The organism is Pseudomonas moorei (assembly GCF_008801475.1).
GTDB lineage: Bacteria > Pseudomonadota > Gammaproteobacteria > Pseudomonadales > Pseudomonadaceae > Aquipseudomonas > Aquipseudomonas moorei.
This window is the reverse complement of the sequence record NZ_VZPP01000013.1, coordinates 39,994-55,264: the sequence shown is the minus strand read 5'-3', so window position 1 is coordinate 55,264 and position 15,271 is coordinate 39,994. Positions and strand designations below refer to the sequence as shown.

The window sequence follows — 15,271 nt, the reverse complement described above, 5'->3', positions numbered from 1 at the left end:
TGCGCGGGCCTGGCACTCAACGCGGACGAACACTACCGGTGTGCAGGTCGGCCCAGATATGGCCGTTGGCGTAACTGAGGAACTGGCAATACACCGTGTCATTGCGCAGCAAGTCCATCACCACCCGGTACTGAGCCAGCGGGTAATAGAGCGTCAGGGTTTTACTCTTGTCGTCGTAGACCGGTTTTTTCAGGCTTTTGCTTTCGCCATCGAAGTAGACCAGCACCTGATTGATCGTGGCGCCCTTGTTCAAGGACTTGCCCTTGAGGCGGATCGACAGCTGTGAGGTGACCGGAATCGGTTGCTGGTTGGACTGGCGTTGAGCACCAAGCACCACTGAATAGTCCGTGACCTGCATCAATTGCTGCTGCTCAGGATCGGCGTCGCGCAGCGACAGGTCGTCCGGTGGCAAGAATTGCGCGTGCATCGGCGCCGGGGCGGCGGCCAGGGGAAGGCTGAGGGTCAGCAACAGGGCGGCGCAGCAACGGATCGAACGGCTCATGACAGGCTCCGGAATCGGGGCTGAGCACTCTAGCATGAGCTAACAGGACTGGATGGCTGGACACATCTCCTGTAGGAGCGAGCCTGCTCGCTCCTACAGGTCATGGTTCAGTCGAACTGCGCACGCATCCAGGCGTGATACTCCGCGACACCCGGCTCGCCTTCACGCGGCGCCCAGTGAGCCAGCTCACCTTCACCGACCGGGCGGTAAGGGCCGGCCTTGCATTCGAACATCAGGCTGTCGGGCTCCAGCACTACCAGGCCGTGGAACACACCTGTTGGCAGGTCCACGCCGACGCAATCGCCACCGGCCTGCAGGACCGACCTGCTCAGCACTGCGCCGGATTCGTCGAAGATCAACAAGCCCAGTTTCCCCTTGAGCACCAGCAAGGTTTCAGCCTTGTTTTCCCCCAGGTGCCGGTGAGGCGGAATATAGGTGGCGGGCTGCAAGCCCACCGCCATGCGGTGGCAAGCCTCTTCCATCTGGTGAAAATTATGATGTTGGCGCCCGCGAGGATTGGCCGCGGCTTTCTCGGCCAGCTCAGCGAACAGCGTTTGATCAAGAAAGCTCGTCTTGGTCATGGTCTTACATACCCTTAACGGCAAAAATCCCGTTGGCGTTGCGCCAGTAGCCTTTGTAGTCCATGCCGTAGCCGAAGATGTAACGGTCGATGCACGGCAAACCGACGAAATCGGCCTTGAGGTCCGGACGCGCCTTGCGGTCATGGTCCTTGTCGATCAGCACGGCAGTGTGCACTTTACGCGCGCCAGCGTGTTTGCAGAAGTCGATGATCGCGCCCAGGGTGTGGCCTTCATCGAGGATGTCATCAATGATCAGCACATCACGGTCGATGAACGACACTTCCGGCTTGGCTTTCCAGAACAGCTCGCCGCCGCTGGTTTCGTTGCGATAGCGGGTGGCGTGCAGGTAGGACGCTTCCAGCGGGAACTGCAGATGGGTCAGCAGTTTGCCGGCGAAAATCAGCCCGCCGTTCATCACACAGAACACCACCGGATTGCTGTCGGCCAGTTGCTCATTGATGTGCGCACCGACGCGGGCGATAGCCGCCTCGACTTCAGCTTCGGTGTACAGGCAGTCAGCCTCTCGCATGACTTGACGGATATGCTCGAGATCAGCGGACATGGCGCTCTCCTGGGGTGGTAACGGGGGGGACGAAGTGAGGAAAAGCGGGCAAAGGTACGCATCCCGCACGGCCAGATCAAGCCTTTGTGGACTAACGTACTGTATGTCTATAGGACAACACCCTCGGATAGATTAATCTAGGCCGGTTTTTTTGCCCGCCGCCGGAGCCTTTCCCATGCCCATCCTCGAGATCCGCCATCCGCTGATCCGTCATAAACTTGGCCTGATGCGCCGCGCAGACATCAGCACCAAGAATTTCCGTGAGCTCGCTCAGGAAGTCGGCGCCCTGCTGACCTATGAAGCCACCAAAGACCTGCCGCTGGAAACCTACGATATCGAAGGTTGGTGCGGCACCGTGTCGGTCGAGAAAATCGCCGGCAAGAAAATCACTGTAGTACCGATCCTGCGCGCCGGCATCGGCATGCTCGAAGGCGTGCTGAGCCTGATTCCGGGCGCCAAAGTCAGCGCCGTGGGCGTGGCTCGCAACGAGGAGACCCTCGAAGCCCACACCTACCTGGAGAAACTCGTACCCGAAATCGACGAACGGCTCGCGATGATCATCGACCCGATGCTCGCCACTGGCGGTTCGATGGTCGCCACCATCGACCTGCTGAAAAAGGCTGGCTGCAAGGACATCCGCGCCATGGTGCTGGTTGCCGCGCCGGAAGGCATCGCGGCGGTCGAGAAAGCTCACCCGGACGTGACCATCTATACCGCTTCCATCGATCAGAAATTGAACGAGCACGGTTACATCATTCCAGGCCTGGGCGATGCCGGTGACAAGATCTTCGGCACCAAGCAGAAGGACGCTTGACCATGCAGGATGAGTTCAACGATCCGCTCTGGCGCACGGTGCTGTCTGGCGCACAGATGCTGTTCGTGGCCTTCGGCGCTTTGGTGCTGATGCCGCTGATCACCGGCCTGGACCCGAACGTGGCGCTGTTTACCGCCGGCCTGGGGACGATTCTGTTCCAGATCGTCACCGGGCGTCAGGTGCCGGTATTCCTGGCGTCGAGCTTTGCCTTCATCACCCCGATCATCCTCGCCAAAGGCCAGTTCGGCCTGGCCGCGACCATGGGCGGCGTGATGGCGGCCGGTTTCGTCTACACCTTCCTCGGCCTGGCGGTGAAGATCAAAGGCACCGGTTTCATCGACCGCCTGCTGCCGCCCGTGGTCATCGGCCCGGTGATCATCTCCATTGGCCTGGCCATGGCGCCGATTGCCGCCAACATGGCCATGGGCAAGGCCGGCGACGGTTCTGAACTGATTCATTACCAGACGGCGATGATGATCTCGATGCCAGCGTTGCTGACCACCCTGATCGTCGCCGTGTTCGGCAAAGGCATTTTCCGCCTGGTACCGATCATTTCAGGCGTGCTGGTGGGTTTCGGCATGTCGTTCTACTTCGGCGTGGTCGATACCGCGAAGATTGCTGCGGCTCCATGGTTCGCCCTCCCCCACTTCACTGCGCCGGAGTTCAACTGGCAGGCGATTCTGTTCATCGTTCCGGTGGCCCTGGCCCCGGCCATCGAACACATCGGCGGCGTGATCGCCGTGGGTAGCGTGACCGGTCGCGATTACCTGAAGAAACCCGGCCTGCACCGCACCCTGCTCGGCGATGGCATTGCCACCACCGCTGCCGGTCTGTTCGGCGGTCCGCCCAACACCACCTACGCCGAAGTGACCGGCGCAGTGATGTTGACCAAGAACTACAACCCGAAAATCATGACCTGGGCGGCGATCTTCGCCATCAGCCTGGCGTTCATCGGCAAGTTCGGCGCGCTGCTGCAAAGCATTCCGGTGCCGGTAATGGGCGGGATTCTCTGCCTGTTGTTCGGCTCGATCGCGGCGGTTGGCATGAATACGTTGATTCGCCACAAGATCGACCTGGGCGAAGCACGCAACCTGGTGATTGTCTCGGTGACCCTGGTGTTCGGGATTGGCGGCGTACTGATCGGAACCGGCACGGGTCCCGATGACTTCGGCCTCAAAGGCATCGCGCTGTGCGCGGTGGTGGCGATTGCGCTGAACCTGATCCTTCCGGGCAACGACAGCTGGAAGCACAAGAAGGCGAATGAGCCGCTGTTGTAACAGATTAACCCCTGTGGCGAGGGAGCTTGCTCCCGCTGGGTCGCGAAGCGACCCCAAAACTCTCGCAGTCGATGAAGGTTTTGTGAGTGCTACGCACTCAAGCGGGAGCAAGCTCCCTCGCCACAGGTTGTATTCCTATAGCGCCAATGGCGCTCTTTCACACAACGCACTCAACGCTCGCGCCCACTGCGGATCATCGTTGAGACACGGCACCAGCACCAATTCCTCCCCTCCCGCTTCGAGGAATTGCTCCCGTCCGCGATCACCGATTTCCTCCAGCGTCTCGATGCAGTCGGCGACGAAGGCCGGGCACATTACCAGCACCTTCTTTACCCCACTTTTGGCCAGCTCATCGAGGCGCGCTTCAGTGTAAGGCTCAATCCATTTCGCCCGGCCCAGTCGCGATTGAAACGACACCGACCACTTGCCATCCGGCAGGCCCATGCGCTTGGCAAATTCGGCCGCGCTACGCAGGCATTGAGCGCGGTAACAGGTCGTCAGGGAGGCCGGCGAAGCGTTCTTGCAGCAATCATCATTCTTGAAACAATGCTGGCCGGTCGGATCGAGCTTGGTCAGGTGCCGCTCAGGCAGGCCGTGAAAGCTCAACAACAGGTGGTCGTAATCCTGTTGCAGATAAGGCTTGGCACTGGCCACCAACGCATCGAGGTATTCCGGTTGATCGTAAAACGGCTGGAGCACCGACAGCTGAACGTTGAGTTTCTTCTCGCGCACCACCCGCTTGGCTTCTTCGATCACAGTGGTCGTGGTGCTGTCGGCAAACTGCGGATATAGCGGCGCCAACGTGATTCGCTGGTGACCCGCCGCCACCAGGCGCAGCAGCGACGACTCAATGGACGGTTCGCCGTAACGCATCGCCAGCTCAACAGGCCCGTGCTTCCAGTGGGCAGCCACCGCTTGTTGCAGGCGACGGCTGAGCACCACCAGTGGCGAGCCTTCCTCCCACCAGATCGAAGCATAGGCATGGGCCGACTGCTCAGGGCGCTTGATCAGGATCAGCGACACCAACAGACGCCGAACCGGCCATGGCAGGTCGATCACATATGGGTCCATCAGAAACTGATTGAGGTAGCTGCGTACATCCGCTACCGAGGTGGAGGCGGGTGAGCCCAGGTTGACCAGAAGCAACGCGTGATCCGTCATGCAACATCCTATTTCAGAGGCGGCTGGATAAATTATCCAGGGCCGCGCGCAAATCAGTGAACTGGAAAGTGAAACCCGCCTGCAGCAAACGAACCGGTGTGGCTCGCTGACCGCCCAGCAACAACATCGACAACTCGCCCAGGCCGATCCTCAACGCAAAGGCCGGCATCGGCATGAACGCCGGGCGGTGCAGCACGCTGCCCAGGGTTTTGGCAAATTCGCGATTGCGCACCGGCTTCGGTGCGCAGGCATTATATGGACCGCTGGCGTCGTTGCGGTGCAGAAGAAAATCAATCAAGGCGATTTGATCGTTGATGTGAATCCACGGCATCCACTGCCGACCGCTGCCAATCGGGCCGCCCAGCCCGCATTTGAACGGCAGCAACAACCGCGACAAAAAACCGCCCTCGGCCGACAGCACCAGCCCGGTGCGGATGAGGATCACACGAACACCTAACGCTTCGGCGCGCTGAGCGGTCTCCTCCCAGGCGATGCACAGCTGACTGGCGAAATCTTCGCTGACCGGTGGCGAGTCCTCGGTCAGTTCACGCTCGCCGCCATCGCCGTACCAACCCACCGCCGACCCCGATATCAGGACCTGAGGTTTCTGTTCGCGGCTCTCGATCCAGGCCAGCAGGCTTTCGGTCAAAGTAATACGGCTGCTCCACAACAAGGCCTTGCGCTTGTGAGTCCATGGACGGTCCGCGATCGGTGCACCGGCGAGGTTGACGATGGCATCGACGGGAGCATCACCCAGATCTTCGAGCCTTGCGATTCCACGCGCTTGAGCGCCACAGATTTTCGCGACTTTTTCAGGCCTGCGACTCCAGACAGTCAAGCGATGACCCTGTCTCGACCAGAGTTGGCAGAGCTGACGTCCTATCAAACCAGTACCGCCGGTCAGCAATATGTGCATGACATCTTCCTCGCGTGGCGTTTTACCCTGATCACTAGTCTATTTTTATAAGCAAGGGATCTTTTGGTATCGGGCAGGCTCTGTGTTTAACAATAGGCCAAGCTGTCAGAACGAGAACGCTAAAAGTTATACCAAAAAACAATATTGTACAGGTTTAAACCCCGGCGTAGTCTGTACAGAAAGGTAAACGAGGCCCTTATGACTGTACCTATCGCAATCATCGGCACCGGCATAGCCGGGTTATCAGCCGCACAAGCCCTGACAGACGCAGGGCATGTCGTTCAACTTTTCGATAAAAGCCGCGGCAGTGGCGGACGCATGTCGAGCAAGCGCAGCGACGCGGGTGCTCTGGACATGGGCGCGCAATACTTCACCGCTCGCGATCGCCGCTTCGTCACCGAAGTGCAACGCTGGCAGGCCAATGGCTGGGTCGCCGAGTGGACACCCCAGCTCTACACCTTCCACGGCGGACAGCTCAACTTGTCACCGGACGAACAGACGCGCTGGGTCGGCACGCCGCGCATGAGCGCCATAACCCGCGCCCTGCTGGGTGACCTGGAAGTGCATTTCGCCTGCCGCATCACCGAGGTCTATCGCGGCGAAGAACACTGGCACCTGCAGGACGCCGAAGGCTTCACCCATGGCCCCTTCAGCCATGTGGTAATCGCCACGCCGGCGCCTCAGGCAACCGCCTTGCTCGCCTCGGCACCGAAGCTTGCCGGCGCTGCCGCCGGGGTGAAAATGGACCCTACCTGGGCCGTCGCCCTGGCATTCGAAACCCCGCTGGACACCCCCATGGAAGGCTGTTTCGTACAGGACAGTCCGCTGGACTGGCTGGCACGCAACCGCAGTAAACCAGGACGCGACAACACCCTCGACACCTGGGTGTTGCATGCCACCAGCGCCTGGAGTCGCCAGCACATCGACCTGCCCAAGGAAGCGGTGATCGAGCAATTGCACGGCGCCTTCGCCGAACTGTTGCACAGTGCGATGCCCGCCCCCAGCTTCAGCCTCGCCCACCGCTGGCTCTATGCCCGCCCGGCAAGCAGCCATGAGTGGGGCACCCTCGCCGATGCCGATCTGGGCCTGTACGCGTGTGGCGACTGGTGTCTGTCCGGCCGCGTCGAAGGCGCCTGGCTCAGCGGCCAGGAAGCCGCCCGCCGCTTGCATGAGCATCTGCAGTGAACCGCATCAACCCGAGCAAATTGCTGCTGTCGAAATGGACAGCAGCCCATCCGCAAAACCGCGAAAAACACTTCTTGGTGACTGAACTGCTGCGTGACGATGAAGGGACAGTGCTGAAAGTCGAGTTACAAGCGGTGCTGACCAAACGCAGTGAGTGGTACGACTGGCAGGTCTTGAAAAATAGCGACAGCTGGAAACTGGGCTGGAACTAGAACCTGGGGCGATGACAGCGACACCTCCAACCTCCCAGCTGTGAGCCAGCGCGCGCAGAGGATTTCTGCCCCCCGACCAAAACCTATACAAACTATTTGACTTGTACACCTTTGAACCTATGATGAACCTATGTTGTACAGATTATGAAGTCTGTATAGGTTTAGATTCCGAGGTGCTCCGATGCTCCAGTCGCCTGCCAAACCGAAAATCGCCATTAGCGCTTGCCTGACCGGCGCAGAGGTACGCTACAACGGCGGGCACAAGGAATCGCGCTTGTGCAGCCGCATCCTCACCGACTACTTCGATTTCGTGCCGGTCTGCCCGGAAGTCGCGATTGGCCTGGGCATTCCCCGGGAGCCGATCCGGCTGGTCGGTGATCCGAATCAACCCGAAGCCGTCGGGACGATCAACCGCGAGATCAACGTCACCCAGCCACTGGCCGATTACGGCCGGCAGATGGCCGCAGAGCTGCGCGACATCAGCGGCTACATCTTCATGCAGAAGTCACCCTCCTGCGGACTGGAGCGGGTCAAGGTCTACCGCGAAAATGGTGCGCCGGTCGATGGGGGCGGCCAGGGCATCTATGCCCGGGCGTTTTGCGCCCTGCATCCGGATTTACCGGTGGAAGAAGACGGCCGACTCAATGACCCGGTACTGCGCGAAAACTTTATCACCCGTGTGTTCGCCTACAGCGCCTGGCAGCAATTGCTGCAAGAAGGCCTGACCCGACGCGGCCTCACTGAATTTCACTCGCGCTACAAATACCTGCTGATGGCCCACAACCCGATGCAATACAAAACCCTGGGTAATCTGCTGGGCAGCATGGGCCGCACCGACCCGAAAGAACTTGGCCCGCGCTACTTCAGCGAGTTGATGGCGGCCCTGAAAAAATGTGCCACCCGCCGCACCCACACCAATGTGCTGCAGCACATCAGCGGCTACTTGAAACAGGCGATCAGTGCCGAGGACAAGCGGGAAATGCAGCACGTCATCGGCCAGTACCGTCACGGCATCGTGCCACTGGTGGTGCCGCTGACGCTGCTCAAACACCACTTCCGCCAGCACCCTGACCCGTACATCGCGCAGCAGGTTTACCTGCAACCGCACCCGGAAAACCTCAGCCTGCGAAATGCCATCTGATGAAAACCCCACTCGACAGCAGCGCCAGTGAAGACCTCGGCGCCGATTTCAAGAAAGCCCTGGACGAAGGCTGGCTGCCGATCCGTGAAGTGGCCCGGCAAACCGGGGTCAACGCCATCACCTTGCGCGCCTGGGAGCGACGCTATGGCCTGATCGTGCCGCAACGCACGCCCAAGGGGCATCGACTGTTTTCAGCCGAACATGTGCAACGCATCCTGACCATCCTCACCTGGCTCAATCGCGGCGTAGCCGTCAGCCAGGTCAAGCAATTGCTCGACACCCCGCAAGAATTCAGCGAGTCCACCGAGAACGATTGGCAGCGTCTTCGCCAGACCTTGTTGCAAGCCGTTGCGACTTTGTCCGAGCGCACGCTGGACGACACTGTCAATCAGGTCATGGCCCTGTATCCGCCACGGACCTTGTGCGAACAACTGCTGATGCCATTGCTCACCGATCTGGAACAACGCTGGCAAGGCCAGTTCGGCGCGCAAATGGAGCGGGTGTTTGTTTACTCCTGGCTGCGCAGCAAATTCGGCGCGCGCATCTACCATAACAATCGTCAGCTACACACCGCGCCGCTGCTGTTGATCAATCACTCGGACCTGCCCCTGGAACCTCACCTGTGGCTGACCGCGTGGCTGATCAGCAGCGCCGATTGCCCGGTGGAAGTGTTCGACTGGCCCCTGCCCGCCGGCGAACTGGCGCTGGCGGTCGATCATCTGCAACCCCGTGGCGTACTGCTGTATTCCAGCAAAGCCATCAACCCTTCGCAGCTGCCGAAACTTTTCAATGGCGTCAGCTGCCCAAAAATGATTGCCGGACCAACGGTATGCATCCACCACGCCGAGTTGTCCGTAAAAACATCAGAGATCGCTGATCTGTATGTGGCTGAAGATCCTTTGACGGCTCATCAAGTACTGGTTCAGCGCGGGCTTATCTAATGCGGGCACTCCCATGCAATTGATCTGGTTGCGCAGTGACTTGCGCGTGAATGACAACACCGCGCTCTCGGCCGCCGCTGCGGCTGGCCCCTGCGTGGCGGTGTATTTGCCAAGCCCGCAGCAATGGCTGGAGCACGATGACGCGCCGTGCAAAGTCGACTTCTGGTTACGTAACCTGAAGACGCTGAGCAAGGCTTTGGCCGAACTGAACATTCCACTGCTGATCCGCAACGCCCCGCGCTGGGACGATGCCCCCCGGGTGATGCTGGATCTGTGCCGGCAGTTGAAAATCGACGCCGTGCACTTCAACGAAGAGTACGGCCTGCATGAAACCCGCCGTGACGCCGCGGTGGCCGATCTGCTCAAGGCCCAAGGCATTGACGCCCACAGTTACCTGGATCAACTGCTGTTCAAGCCAGGCACTGTGCTGACCAAAACGGGCAGCTACTTCCAGGTCTTCAGCCAGTTCCGCAAGGTTTGCTACGAACGCCTGCATCGATCATTGCCACGCCTGGTCAGCGCGCCCATGGCTCAAGCGCCGCTGAACATCTTCAGCGACGCGATTCCCGCACAGATCCAGGGTTTCGACACCCCCCGCGAAAGCTTGCGCGCATTGTGGCCGGCCGGTGAAGTCGAAGCCCGCCGCCGCCTCGACACCTTCGCCGATGCCCAGATCGACTACTACCAGAGCGAGCGTGATTTCCCGGCAAAACCTGGCACCAGCCAACTCTCGGCGTACCTTGCGGCCGGGGTGATTTCCCCTCGCCAATGCCTGCATGCGGCGCTGCAAAGCAATCAGGGCGAATTCGAAAGCGGCAAGGTCGGCGCCGTCACCTGGATCAATGAGCTGCTATGGCGCGAGTTCTACAAACACATTCTGGTGGGCTATCCAAGGGTCTCTCGTCATCGTGCCTTCCGCCCGGAGACCGAAGCCCTGGCCTGGCGCAACGCCCCGGAAGAACTGGCGGCCTGGCAAGAGGCGCGAACAGGCCTGCCCATCGTCGACGCGGCCATGCGCCAGTTGCTGGAAACCGGCTGGATGCACAACCGCCTGCGCATGGTGGTGGCGATGTTCCTGACCAAGAACCTGCTGATCGACTGGCGTGAGGGTGAACGCTTTTTCATGCGTCACCTGATCGATGGCGATCTGGCTGCGAACAACGGCGGCTGGCAATGGAGCTCATCGACCGGCACCGACTCGGCGCCCTACTTCCGGATTTTCAACCCGCTGAGCCAGTCGGAAAAATTCGACGCCGACGGTGTGTTCATCAAGCACTGGTTGCCGGAACTGGCCGGGCTGAACAAAAAGGAGGTGCACAACCCGGCGCAACTCGGCGGCCTGTTCGGTGTAGCGGATTATCCGCGCCCCATCGTCGACCTGAATGCTTCCCGTGCTCGCGCCCTGGCGGCGTTCAAGAACCTGCCGTCGCGCCAGACCGCCGGAGCTCACGATGAGTAGCTTTCTGCGCCAGTTTGCCCGGCAGTTTGCACAGTTGGACAAAGACAATCTGCAACGCCTCGGCGAGCTGTACACCGACGATGTGCGCTTCACCGATCCGTTGCACGAAGTGCAAGGTCTCGGACAACTGCGCGGCTACTTCGCCGAGCTTTACGCCAACGTCAACGAACTGCGCTTCGACTTTCATGGCTTCGACCAGATCGCTGAAGGCGAAGGCTATTTGCGCTGGGTCATGAGTTACCGCCATCCGCGCCTGGCGGGCGGCCGGTTGATCCGGGTCGACGGTTGTTCCCACTTGCGCTGGCGCGACAAGGTTTATTGCCACCGGGATTACTTCGATGCCGGGGCAATGCTTTACGAACATCTACCGATATTGGGCCGGGCGATCGCCTGGCTGAAAAGGAGAATGGGATGAGCCTTACACCTCCACGAAGATATTGGCTGACTGGCGCGAGCAGCGGTATTGGAGCCGCGCTGGCCGAAAAAATCCTCAAGACCGGCGCGCACCTGGCTGTCAGTTCACGTTCTGTGGCGCCGTTGAAAGTTCTGTCTACACGCTATCCCGGACAAGTGCTGGTGGTCGCCGGCGACCTGACCAACAGTCAGACCGTGCGTGAAATCGGCGAGCAGATTGCCCAGGACTGGGGCTCGCTGGATACGGTGATCCTCAATGCCGGCACCTGCGAGTATGTGGACGCCAAGCAGTTCGACGCCTCGATCATCGAGCATGTGGTGCGCACCAACCTGCTTGCCAGTAGCTATTGCATCGAAGCCGCGCTGCCACTGTTGCGGGCAGGCACTGCGCCGCACCTGGTGGGTGTGGCCAGCTCCGTGACCTACCTGCCGCTGCCCCGAGCCGAAGCCTATGGCGCCTCGAAGGCCGGGATGCGTTATCTGTTCGAATCGCTGCGTATCGATCTGGCGCCGGAGGGCATCGAAGTCACCGTGGTCAGCCCCGGATTCGTCGATACCCCGCTGACAGCAAAAAACGATTTCCCCATGCCCCTCAGCTGGCCAGCGGATAAAGCCGCACGGCACATCTTCGCCAAACTCAAGGATCGACCGCTGGAAATCGCGTTTCCGGCGTTGTTCATGGCCGCTCTCTGGCCATTGTCGAAGTTGCCCGGCCGGATGAAGTTGGCGATCGGCAAACGCATGGTACGCAGCCATCCGCCGATCAAGGATCAGCTGTGAAGATTGCAATTATCGGCAGCGGTATCTCGGGGCTGACCTGTGCGTATCTACTCAACCGCCGTCACGAGATCACCCTGTTCGAGGCCAGTGACTGGGTCGGCGGACATACCCACACCGTGGACGTAACCGTCGATGGCCGGCCCTATGCGGTGGACACCGGTTTCATCGTATTCAATGACTGGACCTATCCGAATTTCATTCGTCTGCTGGGCCAGATCGGCGTGGGTTTCAAGCCCACGGAAATGAGCTTCTCGGTCACCGACCCCGACAGCGGCCTGGAGTACAACGGCAACAATCTCAACAGCCTGTTCGCCCAGCGCCGCAACCTGTTGTCGCCGGGGTTCTGGGGCATGCTGCGGGACATCCTGCGCTTCAACAAACAAGCCCTGAGCGACCTGCAAGAACAGCGAATCCAACCCGACACCACGCTGGATGATTACTTGAAAGCCGGCGGCTACGGAGAGCGTTTCATCCTGCACTACATTGTGCCGATGGGTTCGGCGATCTGGTCGATGCCCATGGCCGACATGCTGGCCTTCCCGCTGCAATCATTCGTCAGGTTCTTCAAGAATCACGGCTTGCTGTCGGTGAACAATCGCCCGCAATGGCAGGTCATCGAAGGCGGTTCCAGCGCCTACATAGCGCCGTTGACCGCCAGCTTTCGCGAGAAAATCCGCCTCAACTGTCCTGTCACACGGGTCGAGCGCGATGCAGATGGCGTTGTTATCCACAGCCACGCCGGGAGCGAGCGCTTTGACAAGGTGGTGTTCGCCTGCCACAGCGATCAAGCCTTGCAACTGTTGGCAGCGCCGAGCGAAGCCGAACATTCGATCCTCGGCGCCCTGCCCTACGCCGACAATGAGGTGGTGTTGCACACCGACACGCGCCTGCTTCCACAGCGAAAACTCGCCTGGGCCAGCTGGAATTTTCGTCTCGGCGGCCCTGGCCATACACGGGCCGCCGTCACCTACGACATGAACATCCTGCAAGGCATCCAGAGTGAGACGACGTTCTGCGTCAGTCTCAACCAGAGCGCCGCCATCAATCCGCTCAAAGTGCTCGCCAAATACACCTACGCCCATCCGCAATACAGCCTGGCGGCTGTGGCGGCACAGGCACGCCGGGGCGAATTGGACGGGCAGCAGCACACCTGGTACTGCGGCGCGTACTGGGCCAACGGTTTCCATGAAGACGGCGTGGTCAGCGCCCTGCATGTGGCCCGCGCTTTTGGAGAAACCCTGTGAACAGCGCCCTTTACAGCGGCTGGATCGCCCATCGGCGCTTTGCCCCCCGGCACCACGCATTCCGCTATCGGATCGGCCTGTTGTACCTGGACCTCGATGAACAGGACGCCGTTCTCGGCTTGTCACGATTCGCGGGGGTAAGCCGCTTTGCGCCGTTTTCATTCCGTGAAAGCGATTACCTCAAGGCCTATACCGGCAACGGCATGCGCCTGATCGACGCCGTGCGCCAACAGGTCAACGAAGCCATCGGCCATGTGCCGCAAGGTTCGGTCTGCCTGCTGACCCAACCGCGCAGTTGGGGCTTGTCGTTCAATCCGGTGAGTTTTTTCTATTGCCATGAAGCTGACGGGCAACTGGCGGCCATTGTCTGCGAAGTCAGCAACACGCCGTGGCGCGAACGCTATCACTACGTGCTGCCCGCCAAGGCCCCGCAGGACCTGGCGGATTTCCATCAACACTTCGCCGTGCCCAAGGCTTTTCATGTGTCTCCCTTCCTGCCGCGCGATATCCAGTACCGCATGAGCTTCAGCCCGGTGGCTAAAAGACTTGGCGTGCACATGGCCGACTGGCAAGGCGAAGAAAAACTGTTCGACGCCACACTCACGCTCAAACGCGAAACCCTCGATCGCGCCAGCCTGCACCGTTACCTGCGGCGTTTTCCATGGATGACCGCAAAAACGGCCCTGGCCATTTATTGGCAAGCCCTGCGTCTGCTGCTCAAGCGCGTGCCGTTGTTTGCCCATCAGGCGGCCGACGGCAACTTTCAGACCGCCACCACCCTGCCCAAGGATCGCCATCATGAAAGCCTCTAGCGTCTCGGCCAAAGCCAACTTGTTCAGCACCCACGGCCTGACCGGATCGCTGCTGCGCCGCGGCGTGCTTCGGCAATTGAACCAACTCAAGCACGGCCAGTTGGTGCTGATCGAAGACGGCGTACGCCATGTGTTCGGCAGTGCCAGCAATGCCTTGGTGGGGGAGATCCATATCCTAGATGCCGCGGCCTGGGGATTGGTGGCCAGCAACGGTTCGATTGGGGCAGGCGAAGCATTCATCCTGGGCTACTGGAGTTCGCCGGACCTGACCTCGGTGGTCCGGGTGTTCGTCAGTAATCTTGAAGTGCTCGATGGCCTCGAAGGTGGCCTGGCGAGACTCGGCCGGCCGCTGATTCAGGGCCTGCACTGGCTCAATCGCAATACCCGCAAGGGCTCGCAGAAAAACATCGCCGCCCACTACGACTTGGGCAACGACCTGTTTGAACAGTTTCTCGACCCGACGATGATGTATTCGGCGGCGCAGTTTTTGACCGACGAGGACAGCCTGGAACAAGCGCAGTTGAACAAACTGCAGCGGATTTGCCAGAAACTGGCCCTCAAGCCAACGGATCACTTGCTGGAGATCGGCACGGGCTGGGGCAGCATGGCGCTGTACGCGGCGCAGCACTATGGCTGCAAAGTCACCACCACCACACTGTCCAGGGAGCAATACGCCTTCACCGCACAGCGCATCGATGCCCTGGGGCTGCAAGACCAGGTCACGTTGTTGCTCAAGGACTACCGCGACCTCACCGGCCAATACGACAAACTGGTGTCGATCGAGATGATCGAGGCCGTCGGTCATCGCTTCTTGCCGGCCTATTTCAAACAGTGTGCTCACCTGCTCAAGAGCAACGGCCTGATGCTGCTGCAAGCCATCACCATCCGCGACCAGCGCTATGAACAGGCCAAGAACAGCGTCGACTTCATTCAACGCTACATCTTCCCCGGTGGTGCCTTGCCCTGCGTGCAGAAGATGCTGGAGATCGTCAGTCGCGACACCGACATGAACCTGCTGCACATGGAAGACTTCGGCCTGCATTACGCGCGAACCTTGCGCTTGTGGCGCGAGAATTTTCGCCGCGCCCAGGGTCGCCTGAGTGAGCTGGGTTACGACGACTATTTCCTGCGGCTGTGGGAGTTTTACCTGTGCTACTGCGAAGGCGGCTTTATGGAGCGCACCATCGGTACCGCACAACTGCTGCTGGCCAAGCCTTCGGCAATCACTGCGCCGCTATTGGGTCGCTTCGATGCTTGATGACTGAGACGT

Annotated in this window: 17 protein-coding genes; 12 read left to right on the top strand and 5 right to left on the bottom strand. The window is 60.2% G+C overall.

The genetic code is table 11. From position 1 onward, the window contains the following. Positions 1-16 precede the first annotated feature (16 nt). From F7R06_RS23585 to F7R06_RS23575, 3 genes are all read right to left on the bottom strand, one after another. Positions 17-502 carry a hypothetical protein gene (locus F7R06_RS23585; protein WP_090325099.1) on the bottom strand — a complete coding sequence of 162 codons (486 nt, stop codon included), beginning with the start codon at positions 500-502 and terminating at the stop codon, positions 17-19. 107 nt (positions 503-609) lie between these two features. Continuing rightward, on the bottom strand, positions 610-1,083 hold the full coding sequence (locus F7R06_RS23580; RefSeq protein ID WP_090325100.1) for a WbuC family cupin fold metalloprotein: 474 nt from the start codon (positions 1,081-1,083) through the stop codon (positions 610-612). A gap of 4 nt (positions 1,084-1,087) precedes the next feature. Beyond that, entirely contained in the window at positions 1,088-1,645 is a 558-nt protein-coding gene (locus F7R06_RS23575; protein ID WP_090325102.1) for a hypoxanthine-guanine phosphoribosyltransferase, read from the bottom strand. Positions 1,646-1,820: 175 nt separating this feature from the next. On the opposite strand from F7R06_RS23575, the gene upp reads away from it, so the two are divergent. Both upp and F7R06_RS23565 read left to right on the top strand, forming a co-directional pair. After that, a complete protein-coding gene (upp, locus tag F7R06_RS23570) occupies positions 1,821-2,459 on the top strand; it encodes a uracil phosphoribosyltransferase (RefSeq protein ID WP_090325104.1) in 639 nt (212 codons plus the stop codon). A 2-nt stretch (positions 2,460-2,461) separates the two neighbouring features. Further along, positions 2,462-3,736 (top strand): uracil-xanthine permease family protein, encoded by a 1,275-nt coding sequence (locus F7R06_RS23565; protein WP_090325106.1) that lies wholly within the window; start codon positions 2,462-2,464, stop codon positions 3,734-3,736. 135 nt (positions 3,737-3,871) lie between these two features. Here the strand turns inward: F7R06_RS23565 and hemH are convergent, their stop codons facing one another. After that, entirely contained in the window at positions 3,872-4,897 is a 1,026-nt protein-coding gene (gene hemH, locus F7R06_RS23560) for a ferrochelatase (protein ID WP_090325107.1), read from the bottom strand. Between the two features lie 13 nt (positions 4,898-4,910). Continuing rightward, entirely contained in the window at positions 4,911-5,813 is a 903-nt protein-coding gene (locus F7R06_RS23555; RefSeq protein ID WP_090325109.1) for a TIGR01777 family oxidoreductase, read from the bottom strand. 198 nt (positions 5,814-6,011) lie between these two features. Between F7R06_RS23555 and F7R06_RS23550 the strand changes: the two genes are divergently transcribed. The 10 genes from F7R06_RS23550 to F7R06_RS23505 all read left to right on the top strand — a co-directional run bounded on the left by F7R06_RS23550 (position 6,012) and on the right by F7R06_RS23505 (position 15,259). Continuing rightward, the gene (locus F7R06_RS23550; RefSeq protein ID WP_047533123.1) at positions 6,012-6,998 is read left to right on the top strand and encodes an NAD(P)/FAD-dependent oxidoreductase; all 987 of its coding nucleotides are present in this window, start codon (positions 6,012-6,014) and stop codon (positions 6,996-6,998) included. Continuing rightward, positions 6,995-7,210, top strand: coding sequence for a TIGR02450 family Trp-rich protein (locus tag F7R06_RS23545; RefSeq protein ID WP_090325111.1), 216 nt, complete (start codon positions 6,995-6,997; stop codon positions 7,208-7,210). Before F7R06_RS23550 ends, F7R06_RS23545 begins: the two co-directional genes overlap by 4 nt. 181 nt (positions 7,211-7,391) lie before the next feature. Next, positions 7,392-8,351: a YbgA family protein gene (locus F7R06_RS23540; RefSeq protein WP_090325112.1), complete on the top strand. Its 960-nt coding sequence runs from the start codon at positions 7,392-7,394 to the stop codon at positions 8,349-8,351. Further along, entirely contained in the window at positions 8,351-9,292 is a 942-nt protein-coding gene (locus F7R06_RS23535; RefSeq protein ID WP_090325114.1) for a MerR family transcriptional regulator, read from the top strand. Before F7R06_RS23540 ends, F7R06_RS23535 begins: the two co-directional genes overlap by 1 nt. Positions 9,293-9,305: 13 nt before the next feature. Continuing rightward, the gene (phrB, locus tag F7R06_RS23530) at positions 9,306-10,751 is read left to right on the top strand and encodes a deoxyribodipyrimidine photo-lyase (protein ID WP_090325115.1); all 1,446 of its coding nucleotides are present in this window, start codon (positions 9,306-9,308) and stop codon (positions 10,749-10,751) included. Beyond that, on the top strand, positions 10,744-11,166 hold the full coding sequence (locus tag F7R06_RS23525) for a nuclear transport factor 2 family protein (protein WP_090325117.1): 423 nt from the start codon (positions 10,744-10,746) through the stop codon (positions 11,164-11,166). Before phrB ends, F7R06_RS23525 begins: the two co-directional genes overlap by 8 nt. Then, positions 11,163-11,945, top strand: coding sequence for an SDR family NAD(P)-dependent oxidoreductase (locus F7R06_RS23520; RefSeq protein WP_090325118.1), 783 nt, complete (start codon positions 11,163-11,165; stop codon positions 11,943-11,945). The genes F7R06_RS23525 and F7R06_RS23520 overlap by 4 nt, the downstream gene beginning before the upstream one ends. After that, positions 11,942-13,189 (top strand): NAD(P)/FAD-dependent oxidoreductase, encoded by a 1,248-nt coding sequence (locus F7R06_RS23515; RefSeq protein ID WP_090325120.1) that lies wholly within the window; start codon positions 11,942-11,944, stop codon positions 13,187-13,189. The genes F7R06_RS23520 and F7R06_RS23515 overlap by 4 nt, the downstream gene beginning before the upstream one ends. Next, positions 13,186-14,001, top strand: a complete 816-nt coding sequence (locus F7R06_RS23510) for a DUF1365 domain-containing protein (protein ID WP_090325121.1) — start codon at positions 13,186-13,188, stop codon at positions 13,999-14,001. Before F7R06_RS23515 ends, F7R06_RS23510 begins: the two co-directional genes overlap by 4 nt. Further along, positions 13,988-15,259, top strand: a complete 1,272-nt coding sequence (locus F7R06_RS23505; protein ID WP_090325123.1) for an SAM-dependent methyltransferase — start codon at positions 13,988-13,990, stop codon at positions 15,257-15,259. Before F7R06_RS23510 ends, F7R06_RS23505 begins: the two co-directional genes overlap by 14 nt. Positions 15,260-15,271: the final 12 nt, after the last annotated feature.

Bases quoted from the DNA above. Each gene is read 5' to 3' on its own strand.
- F7R06_RS23585 (WP_090325099.1), bottom strand. From the start codon at position 502: ATGAGCCGTTCGATCCGTTGCTGCGCCGCCCTGTTGCTGACCCTCAGC.
- F7R06_RS23580 (WP_090325100.1), bottom strand. From the start codon at position 1,083: ATGACCAAGACGAGCTTTCTTGATCAAACGCTGTTCGCTGAGCTGGCC.
- F7R06_RS23575 (WP_090325102.1), bottom strand. From the start codon at position 1,645: ATGTCCGCTGATCTCGAGCATATCCGTCAAGTCATGCGAGAGGCTGAC.
- upp (WP_090325104.1), top strand. From the start codon at position 1,821: ATGCCCATCCTCGAGATCCGCCATCCGCTGATCCGTCATAAACTTGGC.
- F7R06_RS23565 (WP_090325106.1), top strand. From the start codon at position 2,462: ATGCAGGATGAGTTCAACGATCCGCTCTGGCGCACGGTGCTGTCTGGC.
- hemH (WP_090325107.1), bottom strand. From the start codon at position 4,897: ATGACGGATCACGCGTTGCTTCTGGTCAACCTGGGCTCACCCGCCTCC.
- F7R06_RS23555 (WP_090325109.1), bottom strand. From the start codon at position 5,813: ATGCACATATTGCTGACCGGCGGTACTGGTTTGATAGGACGTCAGCTC.
- F7R06_RS23550 (WP_047533123.1), top strand. From the start codon at position 6,012: ATGACTGTACCTATCGCAATCATCGGCACCGGCATAGCCGGGTTATCA.
- F7R06_RS23540 (WP_090325112.1), top strand. From the start codon at position 7,392: ATGCTCCAGTCGCCTGCCAAACCGAAAATCGCCATTAGCGCTTGCCTG.
- F7R06_RS23535 (WP_090325114.1), top strand. From the start codon at position 8,351: ATGAAAACCCCACTCGACAGCAGCGCCAGTGAAGACCTCGGCGCCGAT.
- phrB (WP_090325115.1), top strand. From the start codon at position 9,306: ATGCAATTGATCTGGTTGCGCAGTGACTTGCGCGTGAATGACAACACC.
- F7R06_RS23525 (WP_090325117.1), top strand. From the start codon at position 10,744: ATGAGTAGCTTTCTGCGCCAGTTTGCCCGGCAGTTTGCACAGTTGGAC.
- F7R06_RS23520 (WP_090325118.1), top strand. From the start codon at position 11,163: ATGAGCCTTACACCTCCACGAAGATATTGGCTGACTGGCGCGAGCAGC.
- F7R06_RS23505 (WP_090325123.1), top strand. From the start codon at position 13,988: ATGAAAGCCTCTAGCGTCTCGGCCAAAGCCAACTTGTTCAGCACCCAC.